At 71.6% G+C, this 19038-nt stretch carries 15 protein-coding genes; 6 read left to right on the top strand and 9 right to left on the bottom strand.

The window, feature by feature from the left end; translation table 11 throughout:
• Positions 1–32 precede the first annotated feature (32 nt).
• Positions 33–2048, bottom strand: coding sequence for a serine hydrolase domain-containing protein (locus tag ACA089_RS14920; RefSeq protein ID WP_372018297.1), 2016 nt, complete (start codon positions 2046–2048; stop codon positions 33–35).
• 211 nt (positions 2049–2259) lie between these two features.
• On the opposite strand from ACA089_RS14920, the gene ACA089_RS14915 reads away from it, so the two are divergent.
• A complete protein-coding gene (locus ACA089_RS14915; RefSeq protein ID WP_372018295.1) occupies positions 2260–3027 on the top strand; it encodes a helix-turn-helix domain-containing protein in 768 nt (255 codons plus the stop codon).
• Positions 3028–3066: 39 nt separating this feature from the next.
• Here ACA089_RS14915 and leuD read toward each other — a convergent pair whose 3' ends face one another.
• Both leuD and leuC read right to left on the bottom strand, forming a co-directional pair.
• Complete coding sequence (leuD, locus tag ACA089_RS14910) at positions 3067–3714, bottom strand: 3-isopropylmalate dehydratase small subunit (RefSeq protein ID WP_372018292.1); 648 nt, start codon at positions 3712–3714, stop codon at positions 3067–3069.
• A gap of 14 nt (positions 3715–3728) precedes the next feature.
• Positions 3729–5171, bottom strand: coding sequence for a 3-isopropylmalate dehydratase large subunit (leuC, locus tag ACA089_RS14905; RefSeq protein WP_372018290.1), 1443 nt, complete (start codon positions 5169–5171; stop codon positions 3729–3731).
• Positions 5172–5321: 150 nt separating this feature from the next.
• Between leuC and ACA089_RS14900 the strand changes: the two genes are divergently transcribed.
• On the top strand, positions 5322–6197 hold the full coding sequence (locus ACA089_RS14900; RefSeq protein ID WP_372018287.1) for a LysR family transcriptional regulator: 876 nt from the start codon (positions 5322–5324) through the stop codon (positions 6195–6197).
• A gap of 357 nt (positions 6198–6554) precedes the next feature.
• Here ACA089_RS14900 and ACA089_RS14895 read toward each other — a convergent pair whose 3' ends face one another.
• Both ACA089_RS14895 and ACA089_RS14890 read right to left on the bottom strand, forming a co-directional pair.
• Complete coding sequence (locus ACA089_RS14895; RefSeq protein WP_372018284.1) at positions 6555–9719, bottom strand: efflux RND transporter permease subunit; 3165 nt, start codon at positions 9717–9719, stop codon at positions 6555–6557.
• Between the two features lie 3 nt (positions 9720–9722).
• Positions 9723–10850, bottom strand: coding sequence for an efflux RND transporter periplasmic adaptor subunit (locus ACA089_RS14890; RefSeq protein ID WP_372018282.1), 1128 nt, complete (start codon positions 10848–10850; stop codon positions 9723–9725).
• 77 nt (positions 10851–10927) lie between these two features.
• Between ACA089_RS14890 and ACA089_RS14885 the strand changes: the two genes are divergently transcribed.
• The 3 genes from ACA089_RS14885 to ACA089_RS14875 all read left to right on the top strand — a co-directional run bounded on the left by ACA089_RS14885 (position 10928) and on the right by ACA089_RS14875 (position 13866).
• Positions 10928–11590 carry a TetR/AcrR family transcriptional regulator gene (locus ACA089_RS14885; protein WP_372018279.1) on the top strand — a complete coding sequence of 221 codons (663 nt, stop codon included), beginning with the start codon at positions 10928–10930 and terminating at the stop codon, positions 11588–11590.
• A 139-nt stretch (positions 11591–11729) separates the two neighbouring features.
• On the top strand, positions 11730–12395 hold the full coding sequence (locus tag ACA089_RS14880; RefSeq protein ID WP_372018277.1) for a protein-L-isoaspartate O-methyltransferase family protein: 666 nt from the start codon (positions 11730–11732) through the stop codon (positions 12393–12395).
• Between the two features lie 88 nt (positions 12396–12483).
• Positions 12484–13866: a TolC family outer membrane protein gene (locus tag ACA089_RS14875; protein ID WP_372018276.1), complete on the top strand. Its 1383-nt coding sequence runs from the start codon at positions 12484–12486 to the stop codon at positions 13864–13866.
• A gap of 67 nt (positions 13867–13933) precedes the next feature.
• On the opposite strand, the gene waaA is transcribed toward ACA089_RS14875, so the two are convergent.
• A complete protein-coding gene (gene waaA / locus ACA089_RS14870) occupies positions 13934–15268 on the bottom strand; it encodes a lipid IV(A) 3-deoxy-D-manno-octulosonic acid transferase (RefSeq protein WP_372018274.1) in 1335 nt (444 codons plus the stop codon).
• A gap of 74 nt (positions 15269–15342) precedes the next feature.
• Between waaA and ACA089_RS14865 the strand changes: the two genes are divergently transcribed.
• Positions 15343–16275 carry an LpxL/LpxP family Kdo(2)-lipid IV(A) lauroyl/palmitoleoyl acyltransferase gene (locus ACA089_RS14865; protein WP_372018271.1) on the top strand — a complete coding sequence of 311 codons (933 nt, stop codon included), beginning with the start codon at positions 15343–15345 and terminating at the stop codon, positions 16273–16275.
• Positions 16276–16285: 10 nt separating this feature from the next.
• Here the strand turns inward: ACA089_RS14865 and ACA089_RS14860 are convergent, their stop codons facing one another.
• The 3 genes from ACA089_RS14860 to ACA089_RS14850 are packed head-to-tail and all read right to left on the bottom strand — an operon-like array spanning position 16286 to position 18933.
• Positions 16286–17596 carry an O-antigen ligase family protein gene (locus tag ACA089_RS14860; protein ID WP_372018268.1) on the bottom strand — a complete coding sequence of 437 codons (1311 nt, stop codon included), beginning with the start codon at positions 17594–17596 and terminating at the stop codon, positions 16286–16288.
• Positions 17577–18692 (bottom strand): glycosyltransferase, encoded by a 1116-nt coding sequence (locus tag ACA089_RS14855; RefSeq protein WP_372018267.1) that lies wholly within the window; start codon positions 18690–18692, stop codon positions 17577–17579. The genes ACA089_RS14860 and ACA089_RS14855 overlap by 20 nt, the downstream gene beginning before the upstream one ends.
• 43 nt (positions 18693–18735) lie before the next feature.
• Positions 18736–18933 (bottom strand): zinc-finger domain-containing protein, encoded by a 198-nt coding sequence (locus ACA089_RS14850; protein ID WP_372018264.1) that lies wholly within the window; start codon positions 18931–18933, stop codon positions 18736–18738.
• Between the last annotated feature and the right edge of the window lie 105 nt (positions 18934–19038).

Genomic DNA, 19038 nt, shown 5'->3' with positions numbered 1-19038 from the left:
ACGGGGGCCGGGCGATGCCGGCCCCGCGGCGCTCAGTAGTTGGCGCCGAAGCCGATCACGTGGTTGGCGAAACCGATCCACAGCAGGAACAGGCAGGACAGGGCCAGCAGCACCGCCCATGCCTTGGCCAGCCAGCCGCGCCGGCCACGCAGCGCCTCGAATGCGTTCCACAGCGAGATGGCCGCGCCCAGCGGCAATGCCACGGTGGCGAACAGCCGCAGCGCGACGATCAGGCCGTCGTTGCCGGGGCTGGTCATCTCCAGCTTGCCGAGCATCGCGACCACCAGGCCCAGGGCGCCACCCATCGCCAGCAGCACCAGCAGCGAGGCGATGCGCGCCCAGCGGTGTGCACGGGCGTCGGTGCCCTGCAGGCGGTAGCGTGCGCCGTAGTAGCGGCGCACCAGCGCCGACACCGGCCAGGCCAGCACGGTGAGCAGCACCACGACCAGGCTCGCGGCCAGCAGCGGCATCGCCAGCGCGTTCCAGGCCGACAACCGCTCGAACACCATGATCGGCGCGTACGGCTCCATGCTGAAACGGGTCACCTGGCCATCCACCACGTCCGCGGCCAGGCGGTCGCTGCTGGTGGTGTCCTGCCAGAGGTACGGGGCGACCTCGCGCCACTTCTTCGGCGCCCCGCCCGCGCCGAGCGCCAGGGTCACGCTGATGGTGCCGTCCTCGTTGGCCACCACCTTCACCGGCCCGAGCAGGTTGGCCAGCGACAGGATGTTGCTGTCCGGCCGCCGGCTGCTGGTGTACGTGCCGGCGATCTGCTGCGCGTGCAGTGTCGCGTCTTCGGCGGGTACGCCCTTGTCGGCCGCGCCGGGCGCCGCGGGGAAGTAGCGGTCGGCGAATCCGCGCGACAGCGCGTAGCGGATGTTGCCGGTGGCGCCATCGCGGCCGGAACTGTTCATCGACACGAACAGGCCCACGCCGTCGTCCAGGAACAGCTGCAGGTCGCTGTGGAACCACTGCGTGTCGCCGCCGTGGGAGATCGCGCGATGGCCGTTGACCGAGGTCTCGTAGAAGCCGAGCATCATCCGGTTCAGCGGGCCGACCGACGCCTGGCCGGTGGAGTGCATCTTCCTCGCGGTCTCCGCCTGCAGGATGCGGGCATCGCCGAAGGCGCCCTCCTGCAGGTGGGCGATCATGAAGCGGGCCATGTCCGCGCCGCTGGAGGCCAGGCTGCCCGCGGGCGCCAGGCTGATGAACTCGTAGGGCTTGGGCTCGGCTTCCGAGGCCCTCGCATACCCGTTGGACATGCGCGCCAGCAGCGCCGGCGGCAGTGGCTGGCGGAAGCTCGAGCTGGCCATGCCCAGCGGCTGGAAGATGTTGCGCTCGACGTAGTCGTCGAACGGCATGCCCGAGACGCGTTCGACGATGTAGCCGGCCAGCGCCGTGGCGTAGTTCGAGTACGCCGGGGTGGCGCCGGGCACGTGGATGCGCTCGGGCACCCAGTGCTTGAGCGCCTCGCCCAGGGGCGTGATCTCCGCCGGGTCGGCGGTGATCAGGCCGCGGATCTGTTCTTCCAGGCCGGTGGTGTGGGTCATCACCTGGCGCAGCGTCATCGGCTTGCCGTCGCGCGCCGGAATCGGGAAGTCGAGGTACTGGTTGAGGTCGGCGTCCAGGTCCAGCTTGCCCTGCTCGACCAGCTGCATCACCGCCGTCCAGGTGAAGAGCTTGGAGACCGACCCCGGGCGGAACAGGGTGCGCTCCGGATCGACCGGCGCGCGCTCGGCCAGGTTGGCGTAGCCGTACCCCTTCTGCAGCAGCACCTGGCCGTCCTTGACCACGACGACCACCGCGCCGGCGACGTCGCCGGCGGCCAGCGCATACGGGAAGAAGCCGTCGAGCCAGGCCTCCGCGTCCTCGCGGGTCAGCACCGGCGCACCCGTCGCCGCGGGAGCGGCGGGCGCCGCATCGACCGCAGCGGCGGGCACCGGCGGCGCGGCCGTGGGCACGGCGGCCGCGGGATCCTGCGCCGCCAACGGGAAGGCCAGCATCGCGGAGAGCACGGCTCCGCACAGGATCGGGGAAATCGCGCGCATCGGCAGGGCCTCCGGCTCAACGGGTGTGATGGCCGCCGCGGCGACCGACTTATCCTGATTTGGCGATAATGATCCCAATCAGAGAATTGTCAACCCGTGGCGAAAGTCCCGCCGGCCTCGCCCCTTTCCATCGCGCGCCCGGCGGGGCGATGATGATCCCGCACAGGACATGCCGGCCTGCCGCGGACGTTTCAACGGAGATCCCGCAAGGATGACATCGCAGCACCCCACGCCGAACTCCACGCCGCATCCGACGATCGGCGGCCTGCTCCGCTCGCTGCGCGCGCGCAGGGGCTGGACCCTGAAGCAGATGAGCGAGCACTCCGGGATCCCGCTGTCGACCCTGTCCAAGGTCGAGCACGACCGCCTGACCCTGACCTACGACAAGCTGCTGCAACTGAGCCAGCGCCTGCAGCTGCGCATGTCCGAGCTGTTCGCCGAGCAGGAGGACGAGGCGCCGGGACCGGCGGTGACCGCGCGGCGCAGCATCGGCCGGATCGATGACGCCATCCGCGTCACCACGCCCAACTACGACTACTACTACCTGTGCCCGGAGCTGCGCCGCAAGCGCATGATCCCGGTGCTGACCCGCGTGCGCGCCAAGACCATCGAGGAGTTCGGCGAACTCGTCCGGCACTCCGGCGAGGAGTACATCCACGTGCTCGAGGGCCGCATGGAAGTGCACACCGAATTCTACGACCCGATCGTGCTCGAGACCGGCGAGTCGGTGTACATCGACTCCAACATGGGCCACGCCTACATCGCCGCCGAAGGCTGCGACGAGGTGCTGCTGCTGGGCGTGTGCTCGAGCGCGGACGAGGCGCTGATGGAATCGCTGCTCACCCTGCACGGGGAGGAAGGCGCGTCCAGGAAGACCGGCCCCAGGCGCCTCCAGGCACCGGCCGCGAAGCCCGCCAGGGCCGGCAAGCCGGCGAAGCCCGCCAGGACGCCGGCGCGGAAGCCGGGCGCCCGGAAGTAGCCCGGCGGCCGCCGCGCGCGCGCCGGATGCCCGCGCCGCTCAGCGACCGGCCTGGAACAGCCAGGGCTGCGCGGCGCGATGCCGGGTTTCGAACGCGGCAATCGCGTCGCGCTCCTGCAGGGTCAGGCCGATGTCGTCCAGCCCGTGCAGCAGGCAGTGCTTGCGGAACGCGTCGATCTCGAAGCCGTACTGCACGCCGTCCGGCCGGGTGACGGTCTGGGTGGCCAGGTCCACGGTCAGCGAGTAGCCCTCGTTGGCCTCGCACTGCGCGAACAGCGCTTCGACGTCCTCGTCCTTCAGCACGATCGGCAGCAGGCCGTTCTTGAAGCTGTTGTTGAAGAAGATGTCGGCGAAGCTCGGCGCGATGATCGCGCGGAAGCCATACTCGTCCAGCGCCCACGGCGCGTGTTCGCGCGAGGAGCCGCAGCCGAAGTTCTCGCGCGCCAGCAGCACGCTGGCCCCGCGGTAGCGCGGGAAGTTCAGCACGAAGTCCTGGTTGAGCGGACGGTTCGAGCTGTCCTGGCCGGGCTGGCCTACATCGAGGTAGCGCCATTCGTCGAACAGGTTCGGGCCGAAGCCCGAGCGCTTGATCGACTTCAGGAACTGCTTGGGGATGATCTGGTCGGTGTCGACGTTGGCGCGGTCCAGCGGGGCGACCAGGCCGGTGTGGGTGGTGAAGGCTTTCATCTCGGCAGGTCTCCTCAGGCGGGGCTCTGGACAGGTGCGACCAGCTCGCGCACGTCGACGAAGCGACCGGCCACCGCGGCGGCCGCGGCCATCGCCGGGCTGACCAGGTGGGTACGCCCACCGGCGCCCTGGCGGCCTTCGAAGTTGCGGTTGGAGGTCGAGGCGCAGTGCTCGCCACTGCCGAGCTTGTCGGGGTTCATCGCCAGGCACATCGAGCAGCCCGGCTCACGCCACTCGAAGCCGGCCTCGAGGAACACCTTGTCCAGGCCCTCGGCCTCGGCCTGCGCCTTGACCAGGCCCGAGCCCGGCACGACCAGCGCCTGCTTCACGCTGGCCGCCACCTTGCGGCCCTTGGCCACTTCGGCGGCCGCACGCAGGTCCTCGATCCGCGAATTGGTGCATGAGCCGATGAACACGCGATCCAGCCTGATCGTGGTGATCGGCTGGTTCGGCTGCAGGCCCATGTACTTCAGCGCGCGCACGATCGAGTCCTTCTTCACCGGATCGGCTTCGCGCTCGGGATCGGGCACGTTCTGGTCCACCGCCAGCACCATCTCCGGCGAGGTACCCCAGCTGACCTGCGGCCTGATGTCCTCGGCGCGCAGCTCGACCACGGTGTCGAAATGCGCGTCGGCGTCGGAGACCAGGTTCTTCCACACCGCGACCGCGGCATCCCAGTCGGCGCCCTTCGGCGCGAACGGACGATCCTTCACGTAGGCGATCGTCTTGTCGTCGACGGCGACCATGCCCACCCGCGCGCCGGCCTCGATGGCCATGTTGCAGATGGTCATGCGGCCTTCGACCGACAGGTCGCGGATCGCACTGCCGGCGAACTCCAGCGCATGCCCGTTCCCGCCGGCGGTACCGATCTTCCCGATGATCGCCAGCACGACGTCCTTGGCGGTGACGCCGGGGCCCAGCGTGCCTTCGACCCTCACCTGCATGTTCTTCATCTTCTTGGCGACCAGGCACTGGGTCGCCAGCACGTGCTCGACCTCGGAGGTGCCGATGCCGTGCGCCAGGGCTCCGAAGGCACCATGCGTGGAGGTGTGCGAGTCGCCGCAAACCACGGTCATGCCCGGCAGCGTGGCGCCCTGCTCCGGGCCGACCACATGGACGATGCCCTGGCGGACGTCGTCCATCTTGAACTCGAGGATGCCGAAGTCGTCGCAGTTCTCGTCCAGGGTCTGCACCTGCAGGCGCGAGACCTCGTCGACGATCGCCTGCAGCCCGCCGGCGCGCTCGGCGCGGGTGGTCGGCACGTTGTGGTCGGGGGTGGCGATGTTGGCGTCGATCCGCCACGGCTTGCGGCCGGCCAGGCGCAGGCCTTCGAACGCCTGCGGCGAGGTGACCTCGTGGAGGATGTGCCGGTCGATGTAGATCAGCGAGGAGCCGTCGTCGCGACGGGTCACCTCGTGCATCTCCCACAGCTTGTCGTACAGGGTCTTGCCGGCCATCGCATGCCTCGTTCGTCTGGCGGTGGCGGATCGGGCGTCGAAGGCCCGGACCCGCCGGCTGGACAGCCATCCTGCCCACTTGCTATCGATAGCTCAAATTCATATTTTTCATCCACTGGATTCCCATCTGGAATCAAACGGAAGCTGCGGATGGACTGGGCCGGACTCAACGCGTTCGTCGCCGTCGCCGAACACGGCGGCTTTTCCGCCGCGGCCGAGCAGCTGCACCTGACCCAGCCGGCGGTCAGCAAGCGCATCGCCCTGCTCGAGGAATCGCTCGGCACTCGGCTGTTCGACCGGCTCGGTCGCCAGGTCGTGCTGACCGAAGCCGGCCGCCTGCTGCTGCCGCGCGCCCGGCAGATGCTCGCCGAGGCCGAGTCGGCGCGGCGCGCGCTGCAGGACCTGGGCCACGACATCGGCGGACGGCTGAGCCTGGCCACCAGCCACCATGTCGGCCTGCACCGTCTGCCCGCGCTGCTGCGCCGCTTCACCGCGCTGCATCCGCGCGCCGCCCTGGACATCCGCTTCATGGATTCGGAGCAGGCCTACGCCCAGGTGCTGCATGGCGAGGTCGAACTGGCGGTGACCACGCTCGGCCCGACCGAAGCGCCGCTGCGCGCGATGCAGGTGTGGAACGACCCGCTCAGCTTCGCGGTCGCCCCCGACCATCCACTGGCCCGATTGCCGAAGGTGTCGCTGGCCGACGTCGCCGCGCACCCGGCGGTGCTGCCCGAGCCGGGCACGTTCACCCACCGGATCGTGGCGGAGACCTTCGCCCGCCGCGGCCTGTCGCTGCAGCTGCGCATGACCACCAATTACATGGAGACGATCAAGATGATGGTCTCCGTCGGCCTGGCCTGGAGCGCGCTGCCCAACACGATGCTCGACGCGCAGGTGCAGGTGCTGCCGGTCGCGGGCGTGCAGCTGTCGCGCCAGCTCGGCTATGTCGTGCACGGCGGCCGCACGCTGTCGCGCGCGGCGCAGGCGTTCATCGGGCTGCTGCAGGCGGAGGCTTCGTCAGCCTGATCCCGGAATATGCAGAAAGCGGCGGCGAGGTTGCCTGGGGTCCGCCGTGATGCCTCCCGACCTCCATGTCCCCCGGCGCGGGCCTGCGGCCCGCACCTGCTCCTTTACTTCCGGTCAGGAGGCATCACGACAGACCTTCCCGACGTGGTTTGCGCTTTGTCTTCAAAGCCGACGACAGATGCGGCAATCGGCGCCAGTGCCCGGGAAACTGCCTGCCACCTCCAAGCACTCCGATGCGAGGCCTGCCGACGGGAGGTAAAGGAGGCGGCTGCGGCCGCAGGCCGATGCCGGGGACACGAGCGGCGGCAGGCCTCGCGCCGGAGTGCCGCCGCCACCTCGCCGGCTTTCCCGCTTCCGTCAGCCCGCCGCTTCCTCCGGCTTCACCCGGAACCAGGCCGCGTACAGCGCCGGCAGGAACAGCAGGGTCAGTGCGGTCGCGACCACCAGGCCGCCCATGATCGCCACCGCCATCGAGCCGTAGAACGCGCTGCGCGACAGCGGGATCATGGCCAGCACCGCGGTCAGCGCGGTCAGCACGATCGGGCGGAAGCGACGCACGGTGGCATCGACGATCGCATGCCAGCGGTCGTGGCCGGCGGCGATGTCCTGCTCGATCTGGTCGACCAGGATCACCGAGTTGCGCATCACCATGCCGGCCAGCGCGATCGTCCCGAGCAGGGCGACGAAGCCGAACGGCATGCGGAACATCAGCAGGAACCAGGTCGCGCCGATCAGGCCCAGCGGCGCGGTGACCAGCACCATCAGCGTGCGCGAGAAGCTGCGCAGCTGCAGCATCAGCAGGGTAGTCACCACGATCAGGAACAGCGGCATGCCCGCGGCGATCGAGTTCTGGCCGCGCGCCGAATCCTCGACCGAGCCGCCGACCTGCAGCAGGTAGCCCTGCGGGAGGCGTCCGCGGATTCCGTCCAGGGTCGGGTCGATCTGCGCCGTCACCGCCGCCGGCAGCAGCTCGTCGCTGAGGTCGGCGCGGATGGTGATCGTCGGCAGGCGGTCGCGGTGCCAGATGATCCCGTCCTCGAATACCTGGCGCAGCCGCGCCACCTGCGACAGCGGCACGCTGCCGCCGTCGCCGGTCGGCACCGCCAGGCTGCCGAGCAGCTCCAGCTGGTCGCGGTCGCCGGCGCCGCCGCGCAGCATGATCCCGACCAGCTCGTTGCCTTCGCGGTAGGTGCTGGCGGTGTAGCCGGACAGCTGCGCGCTGAGGAACTGCGCAAGTTGGGCGCTGCTGATGCCCAGCGCGCGGGCGCGGTCCTGGTCGACCTCCATCCGCACCACCTTGCTCGGTTCGTCCCAGTCGAGGTTGACGTTGGTGGTGTGCGGGTTGGCGCGCACCTGCTCGGCGACCTCGCGGGCGATCGCCCGCACCTGCGGGATGTGCTCGCCGGAGACGCGGAACTGCACCGGATAGCCGACCGGCGGCCCGTTCTCGAGCCTGGTCACGCGCATCTGCAGCTCCGGGAAGCGCGGCACGACCTCCTTCAGCAGCCAGTTGCGCAGCTCCTCGCGGGCGCGGGCGTCCTCGGCCAGGACCACGAACTGGGCGAAGTTGGTCGCCGGCAGCTGCTGGTCCAGCGGCAGGTAGAAGCGCGGCGAGCCGGTGCCGACGTAGGCGACGTAGTTGCGGATGTCCTTGCGTTCCTGCAGCAGCAGCTCGAGCTTCTTCGCCTGCGCTTCGGTGGCGCGCAGCGACACGCCCTCGGCCAGCTCCAGGTCGACCATCAGTTCAGGCCGGGTGGAGTCGGGGAAGAACTGCTGCGGTACGAAGCGGAACATCAGCAGCGAGAGCACGAACAGGCCGGCCGTGGCGGCGATCACCCACCAGCGCCGGCGCAGGCAGGCATCGAGCAGGCGGCGGAAGCGGACGTAGAACGGCCGCTGGTACGGGTCCTGGTGGTGCGCGTCGAGCGGCGCCGGCGCCAGCGCGAAGGCGAACTGCGGCCAGCGGTCGGCCAGCCGCTCGCGCCACGCGCGGCGACGGAACGCGAGGCTGCCCGGCTTCGGCGGCTGCGGGTGCGCCAGGTCCGGCAGCAGCTTGTCGCCCAGCCACGGGATGAACAGCACCGCGGCGATCCACGACACCAGCAGCGCGATCGTGACCACCTGGAACAGCGAACGGGTGTACTCGCCGGTGCTCGAGGCGGCGGTGGCGATCGGCAGGAAGCCGGCCGCGGTGATCAGCGTGCCGGTGAGCATCGGGAAGGCGGTCGACTCCCAGGCGAAGCTGGCCGCGCGCAGGCGGTCGAAGCCCTGCTCCATCTTGATCGCCATCATCTCCACCGCGATGATCGCGTCGTCCACCAGCAGGCCCAGCGCCAGCACCAGTGCGCCCAGCGAGATCTTGTGCAGGCCGATGCCGAAGTAGTGCATGACCGCGAAGGTCATGGCCAGCACCAGCGGGATCGACACCGCGACCACCAGTCCGGTGCGGAAGCCCAGCGAGAAGAAGCTGACCAGCAGGACGATGGTGACCGCCTCGGCCAGCACGCGCACGAATTCGCCGACCGATTCGCGCACCGCCTCGGGCTGGTCGGAGACCTTGCGCAGCTCCATGCCCGCCGGCAGCGTGTCCTGCAGGGTCGCGAACCGCGCCTCCAGCTCGTCGCCCAGGCGCAGGATGTGGCCGCCGTCCTTCATCGCCACCGAGATGCCGATCGCGTCCTGGCCCATGAAGCGCATGCGCGGCGCGGCCGGGTCGGAGAAGCCGCGGTGGACCCGGGCCACGTCGTCCAGGCGGATGGTGCGGCCACCGGCGCGGATCGGGAACGCGCGGATTTCCTCGACGCTGCGGAACGGCCCGTCCACGCGCAGCTGCACGCGCTCGCCGGCGGTCTCGAAGAAGCCGGCCGGCACCACCGCGTTCTGCCCCTCCAGCGCCTGCTGCACGGCCTGCAGCGGGATGCCCAGCGTGGCCAGCTTGGTGTTGTCGATCTCGATCCAGACCTTCTCGTCCTGCAGGCCGACCAGCTCGACCTTGCCGACGTCCGGCACCCGCTGCAACTCCAGCTGGATGCGGTCGGCGTAATCCTTGAGGATCGCGTAGTCGAAGCCCGGCCCGGTCAGCGCGTAGATGTTGCCGAAGGTGTCGCCGAACTCGTCGTTGAAGAACGGGCCGACCACCCCGTCGGGCAGGGTCGGGCGGATGTCGCCGACCTTCTTGCGCACCTGGTACCAGAGATCGGGCACGTCACGCGAGGGCATCGAGTCGCGCGCCATGAAGATCACCTGCGACTCGCCCGGGCGCGAGTAGCTGCGCACGAACTCGTACTTGCCGGTGTTCATCACCGCCTTCTCGACGCGCTCGGTGACCTGCCGGGACACCTCCTCGGCGGTGGCGCCCGGCCACAGCGTGCGCACCACCATCGCCTTGAAGGTGAACGGCGGGTCCTCGCTCTGCCCCAGGCGCAGGTAGGACCAGGAGCCGATCACCGCCAGCGCGATCATGAAATAGAGGACCAGCCCGCGGTTGTGCAGGGCCCACTCGGAGACGTTGAAGCGGCGCACGGCTCAGTCCGCCTTCGGCTGCGCAGCGGCGGCGACCGGACGGTTGTCGCGGTCCACCGGCGCCACCGGCTCGCCCTCGCGCAGCAGGTGGCCGCCGGCGGCGACCACCCAGTCGCCGGCCCGCAGCCCGCCGCGGACCGGCACGGTCTCGCTGCCGAGGGTGCCGGCGGTGACCGGCACGCGCAGCGCCTTGCCGTCGCGCACCACCCACACCGCCGCCGCGGCGGCGTCCTCGCCGCGCTGCAGCGCCGACAGCGGCACGCGCAGGCTGCCATCGCCGGCGGCCTGCGACAGATACACCCGGGCGCTCTGGCCGAGCTCGACCTGGTCGACCGCATTCCCGTCCAGCGCCACGCGTGCGGCGAAACTCCGGGTCTGCGCGTCGGCCGCCGCGGCGATCTCGCGGATCGTGCCCGGCAGCCGCGCGCCGGGCGTGTTCCACAGCTCGACCTGCGCGGCGTCGCCGACCTTGAACTGGCGGATGCGGTCCTCGGGCAGGTCGATGGCCACCTCGCGACCGCCGTCCGCCGCCATCACGAACACCGTCTGCCCGGCGGCGACAACCTGCCCCGCTTCGGCCTGGCGCGAGGCGATCACGCCGGCGCGCGGCGCGCGCAGCTCGGTGTAGCCGGCCTGGTTGCGACTCACGTCGCGTTGCGCGCGGGCGGCACGCGCCTGTCCGGCGGCCGCCTCGTAGGCGGCCTTCTGGGCGTCGTAGGCCGAGCGGCTGACCAGCTGCTGGTCGACCAGCTTCGCGTACCGGTCCAGGTCGCCCTTGGCCCGCGCCAGTTCGGCATCAGCGGCGGCCAGCTGCGCCTGCGCCGCCTGGGCCTGGAGCGCCTGGTCGGCGGGATCCAGCTCGGCCAGCAGCTGCCCCTGTTCGACCCGCGCACCGGCATCCACGAGCCGGCGCACCAGCTTGCCGCCGACCCGGAAGGACAACGGGCTCTCCTCCCGCGCCCGCACTTCGCCGGGGAATGCCAGCGCCGGGGCGGTGCCGTCGCCCTGTGGCTGCACCACCCAGACGGGACGTGCCGCCGGCGCGGCTTCATCCTTGCCGCCGCATGCGGCCAGCGTGCCCACGGCCATTACCATGGCCGCCAGGCCGGCCTTCCGGAATCCGTTCTTCATCGCCGCCATCCCGCTGTTCAATATTGAACCAGTCGGTATGGTATAAATAGAAAACCGAGTAGTCCAGTATTGCCGCAATGACCCCGAAGCACGCCCCCGCCAACGCCTCCCCCGCCCCGGCCAAGGCCGCCGGCCCCGGTCGTCCCAAGGACCTGGGCAAGCGCGCGTCGATCCTGGAAGCGGCCAAGCGTCTGTTCCTGGAACAGGGCTACCAGGGCGTGAGCATGGACCAGATCGCCACCGCCGCCGGCGTGTCGAAGCTGACCGTCTACAGCCACTTCGGCGACAAGGAGACGCTGTTCTCCGAGGCCATCGCCGCCAAGTGCCAGGAGGTGCTGCCGGACGAGCTGTTCGTCAGGCCGCCGGAGGGGCCGCTGCGCGAGCAGCTGCGCGCGATCGGGCATGCCTTCTTCGCGCTGATCACCAGCGAGGAGGCGATCAGCATGCACCGCATGATGAACACCCCCGGCACCGCGGAAAACGCGCTGCGCGAACTGTTCTGGAATGCCGGGCCGCGCCGGGTGCAGGAAGCCTTCGCCCAGTTCCTGCAGGCGCGGATCCAGCAGGGCCAGGTGCGGATCGACGACACCGCGCTGGCGTCCTCGCAGTTCTTCAGCCTGCTCAAGGGCGAGCTGCATCCGCTGATGGCGTGCGGGCTGTGCACCGAACCCACCCCGGCCGAGGTGGCCCGGCACATCGACGCCACCGTCGAATTCTTCCTGAGGGCGTATGCGGCCTGAGGCGCGCGCCGGCGCGGGGACGGAGGTCGCGGTGACTTCCGGCACTGCGATGGCCCCGCGGGCCACGGCGATCCTTGCCGGCAAGCTGCGGTCCGGCCCGGTAGAATGCCCGGCCTCCCGCGTTGGATGACCCTACCCCATGACGATCGACTACGCCCGCGCCCGTGAACTGATGGTGGAACAGCAGGTCCGCCCCTGGGACGTGCTCGACATGGGCGTGCTCGACGTGATCAGCCGCCTGCCGCGCGAGGCGTTCGTGCCGGAGGCGCACCGCGCGCTGGCCTATGCCGACCTGGAGCTCCCGCTCGGCCATGGCGCCAGCATGATGAAGCCGGTGGTCGAGGGCCGGATGCTCCAGGCCCTGCAGCTGCAGCCCGGCGACAGCGTGCTCGAAGTGGGCACCGGCAGCGGCTACATCAGCGCCTGCCTGGGCGCGCTGGCCCGGGAAGTGGTCAGCCTGGAACTGGTCCCGGAACTGGCCGCCGCCGCGCGGGCACGCCTGGATGCGACCGGCCTGGGCACCAACGTCCGCATCGAAACGGCCGACGCGCTGTGCTACCAGCCCGGCGAGCGCCGCTTCGACGCGGTCTGCGTGACCGCGGCCGTGGCCGATGCGCCGGAACGCTTCCTGCCCTGGCTGCGTCCCGGTGGCCGCCTGTTCGTGGTCCGTGGCCGCGCCCCGGTCATGGAGGCCGTGCGCCTGACCCGGGGCGAGGCGGTCAACGCCGCGACCACCGAATCGTTGTTCGAGACCGAGCTGGCCTACCTGTACGGTGCCGAGCCGGTCCCGCAGTTCCTGTTCTGACCGTCGCCCCGCGGCGCGGCCAGCACGACATTCCCCCTCGACGGCCTGCAGTCCAGCGCAGGCCGCACACCTAGAAAGGAAGCCGCTGATGATCCGCCGTTCCCTCGCCCTGGCACTGGCCGCCGCCCTCGCCACCGGGCCTTTCGCCAGTGGTGCCGCCCAGGCCGCCGACCTGCTGCAGACCTACGAGATGGCCCGCAACGGCGATCCGCAGCTGGCGATCGCAGAATCCAGCTCGCTGTACGACAAGGAAGGCGAGGTCCAGGCCCGCGCCCTGCTGCTGCCGCAGCTTTCCGGCGACGCCTCGATCCGCAGGTCGCGCACCGAGTACGACGGCGTCAGCGGCACCTTCACCGGCACCAGCCGCAGCTACGGCGTCACCGCCAGCCAGACGCTGTTCAACTGGGGCCAGTTCTCCAACCTGCGCGCGCAGCGCTCGCTGAGCGAAGCGGCCGACTTCACCCTGGACGCCGCCAACGACGACCTGATGGTGCGCACCGCCGCCGCCTACTTCGACGTGCTGGTGGCGATCGAATCGCTCGCCGCCGCCGAGACCAACGAAGCCGCCGGCAAGCGCCAGTTCGACTACGCCGACAAGCGCCTGGAAGTGGGCCTGGCCCCGATCACCGACGTGCACGAAGCCCGCGCCCAGTACGACGACGCGCGCGCCAACACCATCCTGGTGCGCAACGCGCTGGCCGACGCCTACCAGGCCCTGGCCGAACTGACCGGCCAGCCGGTCAACAGCCTGCGCGGCCTGCCGGTCGACTTCCGCCCGGAACTGCCGGCCCAGCATGCCGACGCCGACGCCTGGGTTGCCCGCGCCGTGGACAACAACCCGGCCCTGCGTGCGACCCAGCTGCAGGGCGACGCGGCCGAGGCCAGCGTGCAGACCGCGCGCGGCGGCCACTACCCGACCCTGTCGCTGGGCGGCGGCTGGGGCAAGGACGCGGCATGGGGCGACAGCGTCGGCGGCGGTGGCGGTGCCACCGGCGACAGCACCGGCACCAGCATCGGCCTGACCCTGAGCGTGCCGATCTTCAGCGGCGGCGCGACCCAGTCGCGCGTGCGCCAGGCCCTGGCCCAGCGCGACGTCGCCCAGGACCAGTACGAGCAGCAGCGCCGCGCGCTGGACCGCAACACCCGCAACCTCTACCAGGCGCTGGTCGCCGGCGTGAGCGAGGTCGAGGCGCGCCGGCTGGCCGTGGTCTCGGCGCAGAGCGCGTTCGACGCCTCGCAGGTCGGACTGGAAGTCGGCACCCGCACCGTGCTGGACGTGGTCCAGAACCAGCGCACCCTGTTCCAGGCGCAGGTCGAGTACGCGCGCTCGCGCTACAACTTCCTGCTCAACCGCCTGCTGCTGGCCCAGGCCGTCGGCGAGCTGGATATCGAGCAGATGCGCATCGTCAACAACATGCTCACCGTCGACGCGGAAGCGCAGCTGGCCAATCCGGCGGCGACCCAGCAGTAACGCCGCGCCGGAGCGCGGAGACGATGCAGGGCCGCCCCCCGGGGCGGCCCTGTTGTTTTTCGACCGGTCAAACCGCCAGGGTCGCGTCCGGGAAGGCGGGCGCGGATGCGGCGGCTGGCAGGTCGTCGGCCACCAGGCCCAGGGTGCGCTCCAGCGCCCCGCGCCCCTGGTCGACCAGGGCCCCGCCGGCGATGGCCATGGCCCCGCGCGCCTCGCGGTCGGCCAGCAGCGCCTCGAGCGCCGCCGCCACCCCATCGGCATCGGCGCCGATGCGCAGCGCGCCGGCCTCGTCCATGCGCCGCGAGATCTCCGCGAAGTTGTGCAGGTGCGGTCCGGTCACCGCGGGCGTGCCCACCGCCGCGGGCTCGAGCAGGTTGTGGCCGCCGATCGCCTGCAGGCTGCCGCCGACGAAGGCGACATCGGCGCAGGCATAGAACGCCATCAGCTCGCCGAGCGTGTCGATCACGAAGACATCGTCCGCCGGTTGCGGCCAGGTCCCGCGGGTGCGGGTACCGACCCGCCAGCCCGCATCGCCCGCCAGGGCCTGCACGCGCGCGAAGCGCTCCGGGTGTCGCGGTGCCCACAGCAGCAGCAGGTCGGGCCAGCGCGTGCGCAGGCGCCGGTGGATCGCCACGACGTCGGCCTCCTCGCCCTCGTGGGTGCTCGCGGCCAGCCATGCCGGGCGCGGCGTGCCCAGCGCGGCGGCGAACGCGCGCTTGAACTCGTCCAGCCCGTCCGGCACGGCCACGTCGTATTTCAGGTTGCCGAGCACCCGCACCTGGTCGGCGCGGGCGCCGAGCTTCTGGAACCGCCGCGCATCGGCGGCCGACTGCGCGGCCACGCACTTGACCGTGCGCAGCGCGCGGCCGATCAACGGCCGCAGCAGGCGGTAGCCGCGCAGCGAGCGCGCCGACAGCCGCGCATTGAGGATGTAGACCGGGATGCGCAGGTCGCGGCAGCCGAACAGCATGTTCGGCCACAGCTCGGTCTCCATGATCAGCGCCAGGCTGGGCCTGAAATGCTGCAGGAAGCGCGCGGTGCTGCCCGGCAGGTCGTAGGGCAGGTACACGTGCTCGACCCGCTCGCCCCACAGCGCGCGCACCCGGTCCGAGCCGGTCGGCGTGATCGTGGTGATCACCCAGCGGATGTCCGGCCGCTGCTTCAGCAGCGCGTTGACCAGCGGCGCGGCGGCGTTGACCTCGCCGACGGATACCGCGTGCAGCCACACGCACGGACGCCCGGGCTGGCGCCCGTAGGTGGCGTACCGCTCGTCCCAGCGGCGGAAGTATTCGTGCACGCGGAAGCCGCGCGAGATCAGGTGGTAGAGCGTGAAAGGCGAAAGCAGGTACAGGGCGAACGAATACAGCGCGCGCAACGCGCCTTCGCCCGGTTCCTTCCGCATGGCTACGTTCGGCATGCGCGGAGCATAGCCGAGGCCACGCCTCGCCATCGTGGAGGAAGCCGTAGAATCGACGCATGACCGCGCCCGACTCCCCGCCGCCGCGCCCGCCGCTCACCCCCCGCCACTGGCCGATGTGGCTCGGCCTGGGCCTGATGGTCGCCGCCGCGCGCCTGCCGTGGCTGTGGCAGCGCGCGATCGGCCGTGGCATCGGCTGGCTGGCCTTGCGCCTGGCCCGCACCCGCCGGCACGCGGCCGAGGTGAACATCGGGCTGTGCTTTCCCGACCAGTCGCCACAGTGGCGCGCGCGCCTGCTGCGCGACAGCTTCGACGCGCTGGGCGTGGGCCTGTTCGAGTTCGCCCGCGCCTGGTGGGGCGGCATCGGGCCGGTGCGACGCGGCCTGGACTTCGAGGGGCTGGAACACCTGCAGGCACTGCGCGACGAGGGCCGCGGCGTGCTGCTGGTCTCCGGCCACTTCATGACCCTGGAGATCTGCGGCCGGCTGATGTGCGAGCACGTGCCGCTGGCCGGCATGTACCGCCGCCACCGCGACCCGGTGATGGAATGGGCGGTCAAGCGCGGCCGCCTGCGCTACGCGACCGCCATGTTCGGCAACGGCGACATCCGCGGCGCGGTCCGCCACCTCAAGCGCGGCGGCTTCCTCTGGTACGCGCCCGACCAGGACATGCGCGGCAAGGACACCGTGTTCGCGCCCTTCTTCGGCATGCCCGCCTCGACGATCACCGCCACCCACCAGCTGGCGCGGCTGACCGGATGCGCGGTGGTGCCCTTCTTCCACCGCCGCGAGGGGGGCCGCTACGTGCTGCGCGTCGCCCCGCCGCTGCCCGATTTCCCGGGGGATGACGTGGTGGCCGACACCGGCCGGGTGAACGCGGCGATCGAGGCGATGGTGCGCGAGGCGCCCGCTCAGTACCTGTGGATCCACCGCCGCTTCAAGCGGCAGCCGCAGGGACGCAGCGACTACTACGACCGCCCGCCGGCGGAGTGAGCGCGGCGCATCACGCGTCGCCGCGCCCGTGCAGCGCGCCGGCGTACAGGCCGCACAGCAGCAGCGTGAGCCCGCCCCAGAAGGTCGAATAGAAGGCCAGGTGCGTGTTCAGCGGGAACACGGTCGCGGCGAGCGCGAGCAATGCGGGCCGCGCGCGTTCGCGCGCCGCGACGTCCGCCGTGCGCCAGCTGCGCCACACCAGCCACGCGCCAGCGAGCCACAGCAGCAGCCCGGCGGCGCCGGTCTCGCTGAGCAGCTCCAGCACCAGCTGGTGCGCATGGTAGGCCTCGCCGCTCCCCCAGGCGGGCGCGTCCTGCGGCGCCGGGTCGCATGCGGGCCAGGCCACGCGGAAACCGCGGACGCCGACGCCATTGAGCGGATGCGCGGCCGCCATGCAGGCCGCGCCCTGCCAGATCCGCGCACGGCCCGAGAGCGCGCCGTCGACGCCGTCAGGGCCCGCCTGGAACACCATCGCGGTGCGTTCCACGCGCTGCTGCAGCTGCGGCGAGATCATGTACAGCGTGGTCATCGCGACCACGCCGGCGAGCGCTACGGCGAGCAATCGCCGCATTCCGAGCACCCGCCAGCCGGAGAAGGCCAGCACCAGCCCGTAGGTCAGCCATGCCGCGCGCGCGCCCCCGAGCAGGATCGCCACGCCCAGCACCAGCGCCGCCGCGCACCACCCGGCCACGCCCAGCCGGCGCGTGGCCGCTGCCAGCACGAACGGCGACAGGCTGGCCAGCACCAGGCCCAGCTTCAGGTTGCACGGCCCGAACACGCCGCCGAGCCGGTCCGCCGCGAGCAGTTCGGCCGCGCTGCAGAAGCCCTCGCCCCCGGCGGCACGCTTGAGCGCATCCAGGCTCCAGAACATCGGACTGGTGCCGGTGGCGGCCTGCAGCCACGCGTCGATCGACCACGCGCCGGCCACCACCGCCACGCCCGCGAAAACGATCCTTCGCCCGCGCACGCCATGCAGCGCGATCGCCACGCCCCACAGGAACGGCAGGTAGCGCAGGTCGGCGGCGACTTCCTTCAGCGCGCGCCCGCGGTCCAAGGCGTCGGGCGCGGACAGCACTTCGGGCAACCAGTAGGCGGCGAAGAGCGCGCTGGCCAGCCACGCCGCGCGCCGGTCCAGCGGCATCGGGCCACCGCGCGCGGTGGTGGCCAGCATCTGCGCCAGGACCAGCATTGCGCCCAGTCCGAGCCATGCCTCGGCCGGCCCCGGCAGCGGCCACAGCGCGACGAACCCGACGATCCAGTACGGCGTCCATGCAAAGGCGGGCGCCTCCACCGCCTGCCGCTCAGCCGGCCAGTTCGGCATACAGCTCCAGGGTCGACTGCTGCATCGCCTGCAGCGTGAAGGGGATGGTATCGGGCATGCGCGGAGGCGCGCGCAACAGCGAGGCGGCCGCCACCACCAGCGCGGCCGCGTCGAAGGGCGCCACCGCACCCTGGGGCTGCATCCCGGCCAGCAGTTCACCCACGCCGCCGTGGGCCCAGCCCGCCACGGGCCGCCCCACCGCCAGCGCCTCGACCACGGTGCGGCCGAAGGCTTCGGGCTTGCGCGACAGCTGCAGCACCAGGTCGCTGGCGGCGTAGGCCTCCGCGATGCGCGACGTGGGCGGGGTGAACGCCACCGCGCCATCGAGTCCGAGCCCGGCCGCCAGCGCTTCCAGTTCGCCGATGTAGGCTCCACGCCCGGCCTCGCGCGCCCCCGGCAGCCACAGGCGGGCACCGGGGAACGGCCCGGCGCGCAGCGCGGCCAGCAGGTGCAGCGCATCGGCATGCCCTTTCAGCCGCGTGCCGCGCCCGGGCAGCAGGAGCAGCGGGCCATGGCCGGCCAGTTCCGGGTGGCGCTGCGCCACGTACTGCCGCGCCGCGGGGTCCGGATGCGGGCGCCGCGGGAACTGCCCGGGCTCGATGCCGCGCGGGATCACCCGCAGCCGAGCCGGGTCGGTGGCCGGATAGTGGCGCAGTACATGCTCGCGCACGGTCGCCGAGACGCACACGACACGCTCGCCGCTGGCCATCACCTCGCTGTAGCGGCCGGGCGAGTTGAGCCCGTGGACCGTGGTCACCCAGCGTGGCCGCCGCCCCGCGGGCAGGGTCGCCAGCGCCATCCGGCCCAGCCACGCCGGCAGGCGCGATCGCGCATGGACGATGTCGACGCCCTCGTCGCGCAGCAGCCGGCGCAAGGCCGGCACGCGGCCCAGCACGGCCGGCGACTTGCGGCCGATGTCGATCGTGACGTGTTCGGCGCCGGAGGCCAGCAGGGCCGGGACCAGCCGTCCACCGGCGGATACCACGATCGCGCGGTGGCCGGCCGATACCAGGGCGGCGGCGATCTCGAGGGTGGACCGTTCCACGCCGCCGGACTCCAGCGCCGGCAGCAGCTGGACCACGGTCAGGCGGCGCATCGCCGGGCGGCCCGGTCCGGCGCGGGAATGCGGGGCCGGGGCGTCAGTCGACCAGCTGGTAGACGGCGCCGCAGTACGGGCACTGCGCCTTCAGGCCGGGTTCGTCCTGGATCGGCAGGTAGACGCGCGGGTGCGAGTTCCACAGCGCCATTTCCGGGGTCGGGCAGCTCAGCGGCAGGTCGGCGCGGTGCACGGTGTAGTGCTTCTCGGCGTTGGCGGGCGCGTTGGCTGTCGTGGTCATGGCGTGCGGTCGGATGCGGCGGAACAGGCCCGGATTCTAACAGTGCGGCGGGGGCGGGTCGCAGGGCGGCTCACGTGGCGCACCCGCAAAAACGCCGGCCCGTGA

Source organism: Pseudoxanthomonas fibrivorans (genome assembly GCF_041464125.1).
Classification (GTDB): Bacteria; Pseudomonadota; Gammaproteobacteria; order Xanthomonadales; family Xanthomonadaceae; genus Pseudoxanthomonas.
The sequence above is the reverse complement of the archived record's forward strand: the minus strand, read 5'-3'. Positions and strand labels throughout refer to the sequence as shown.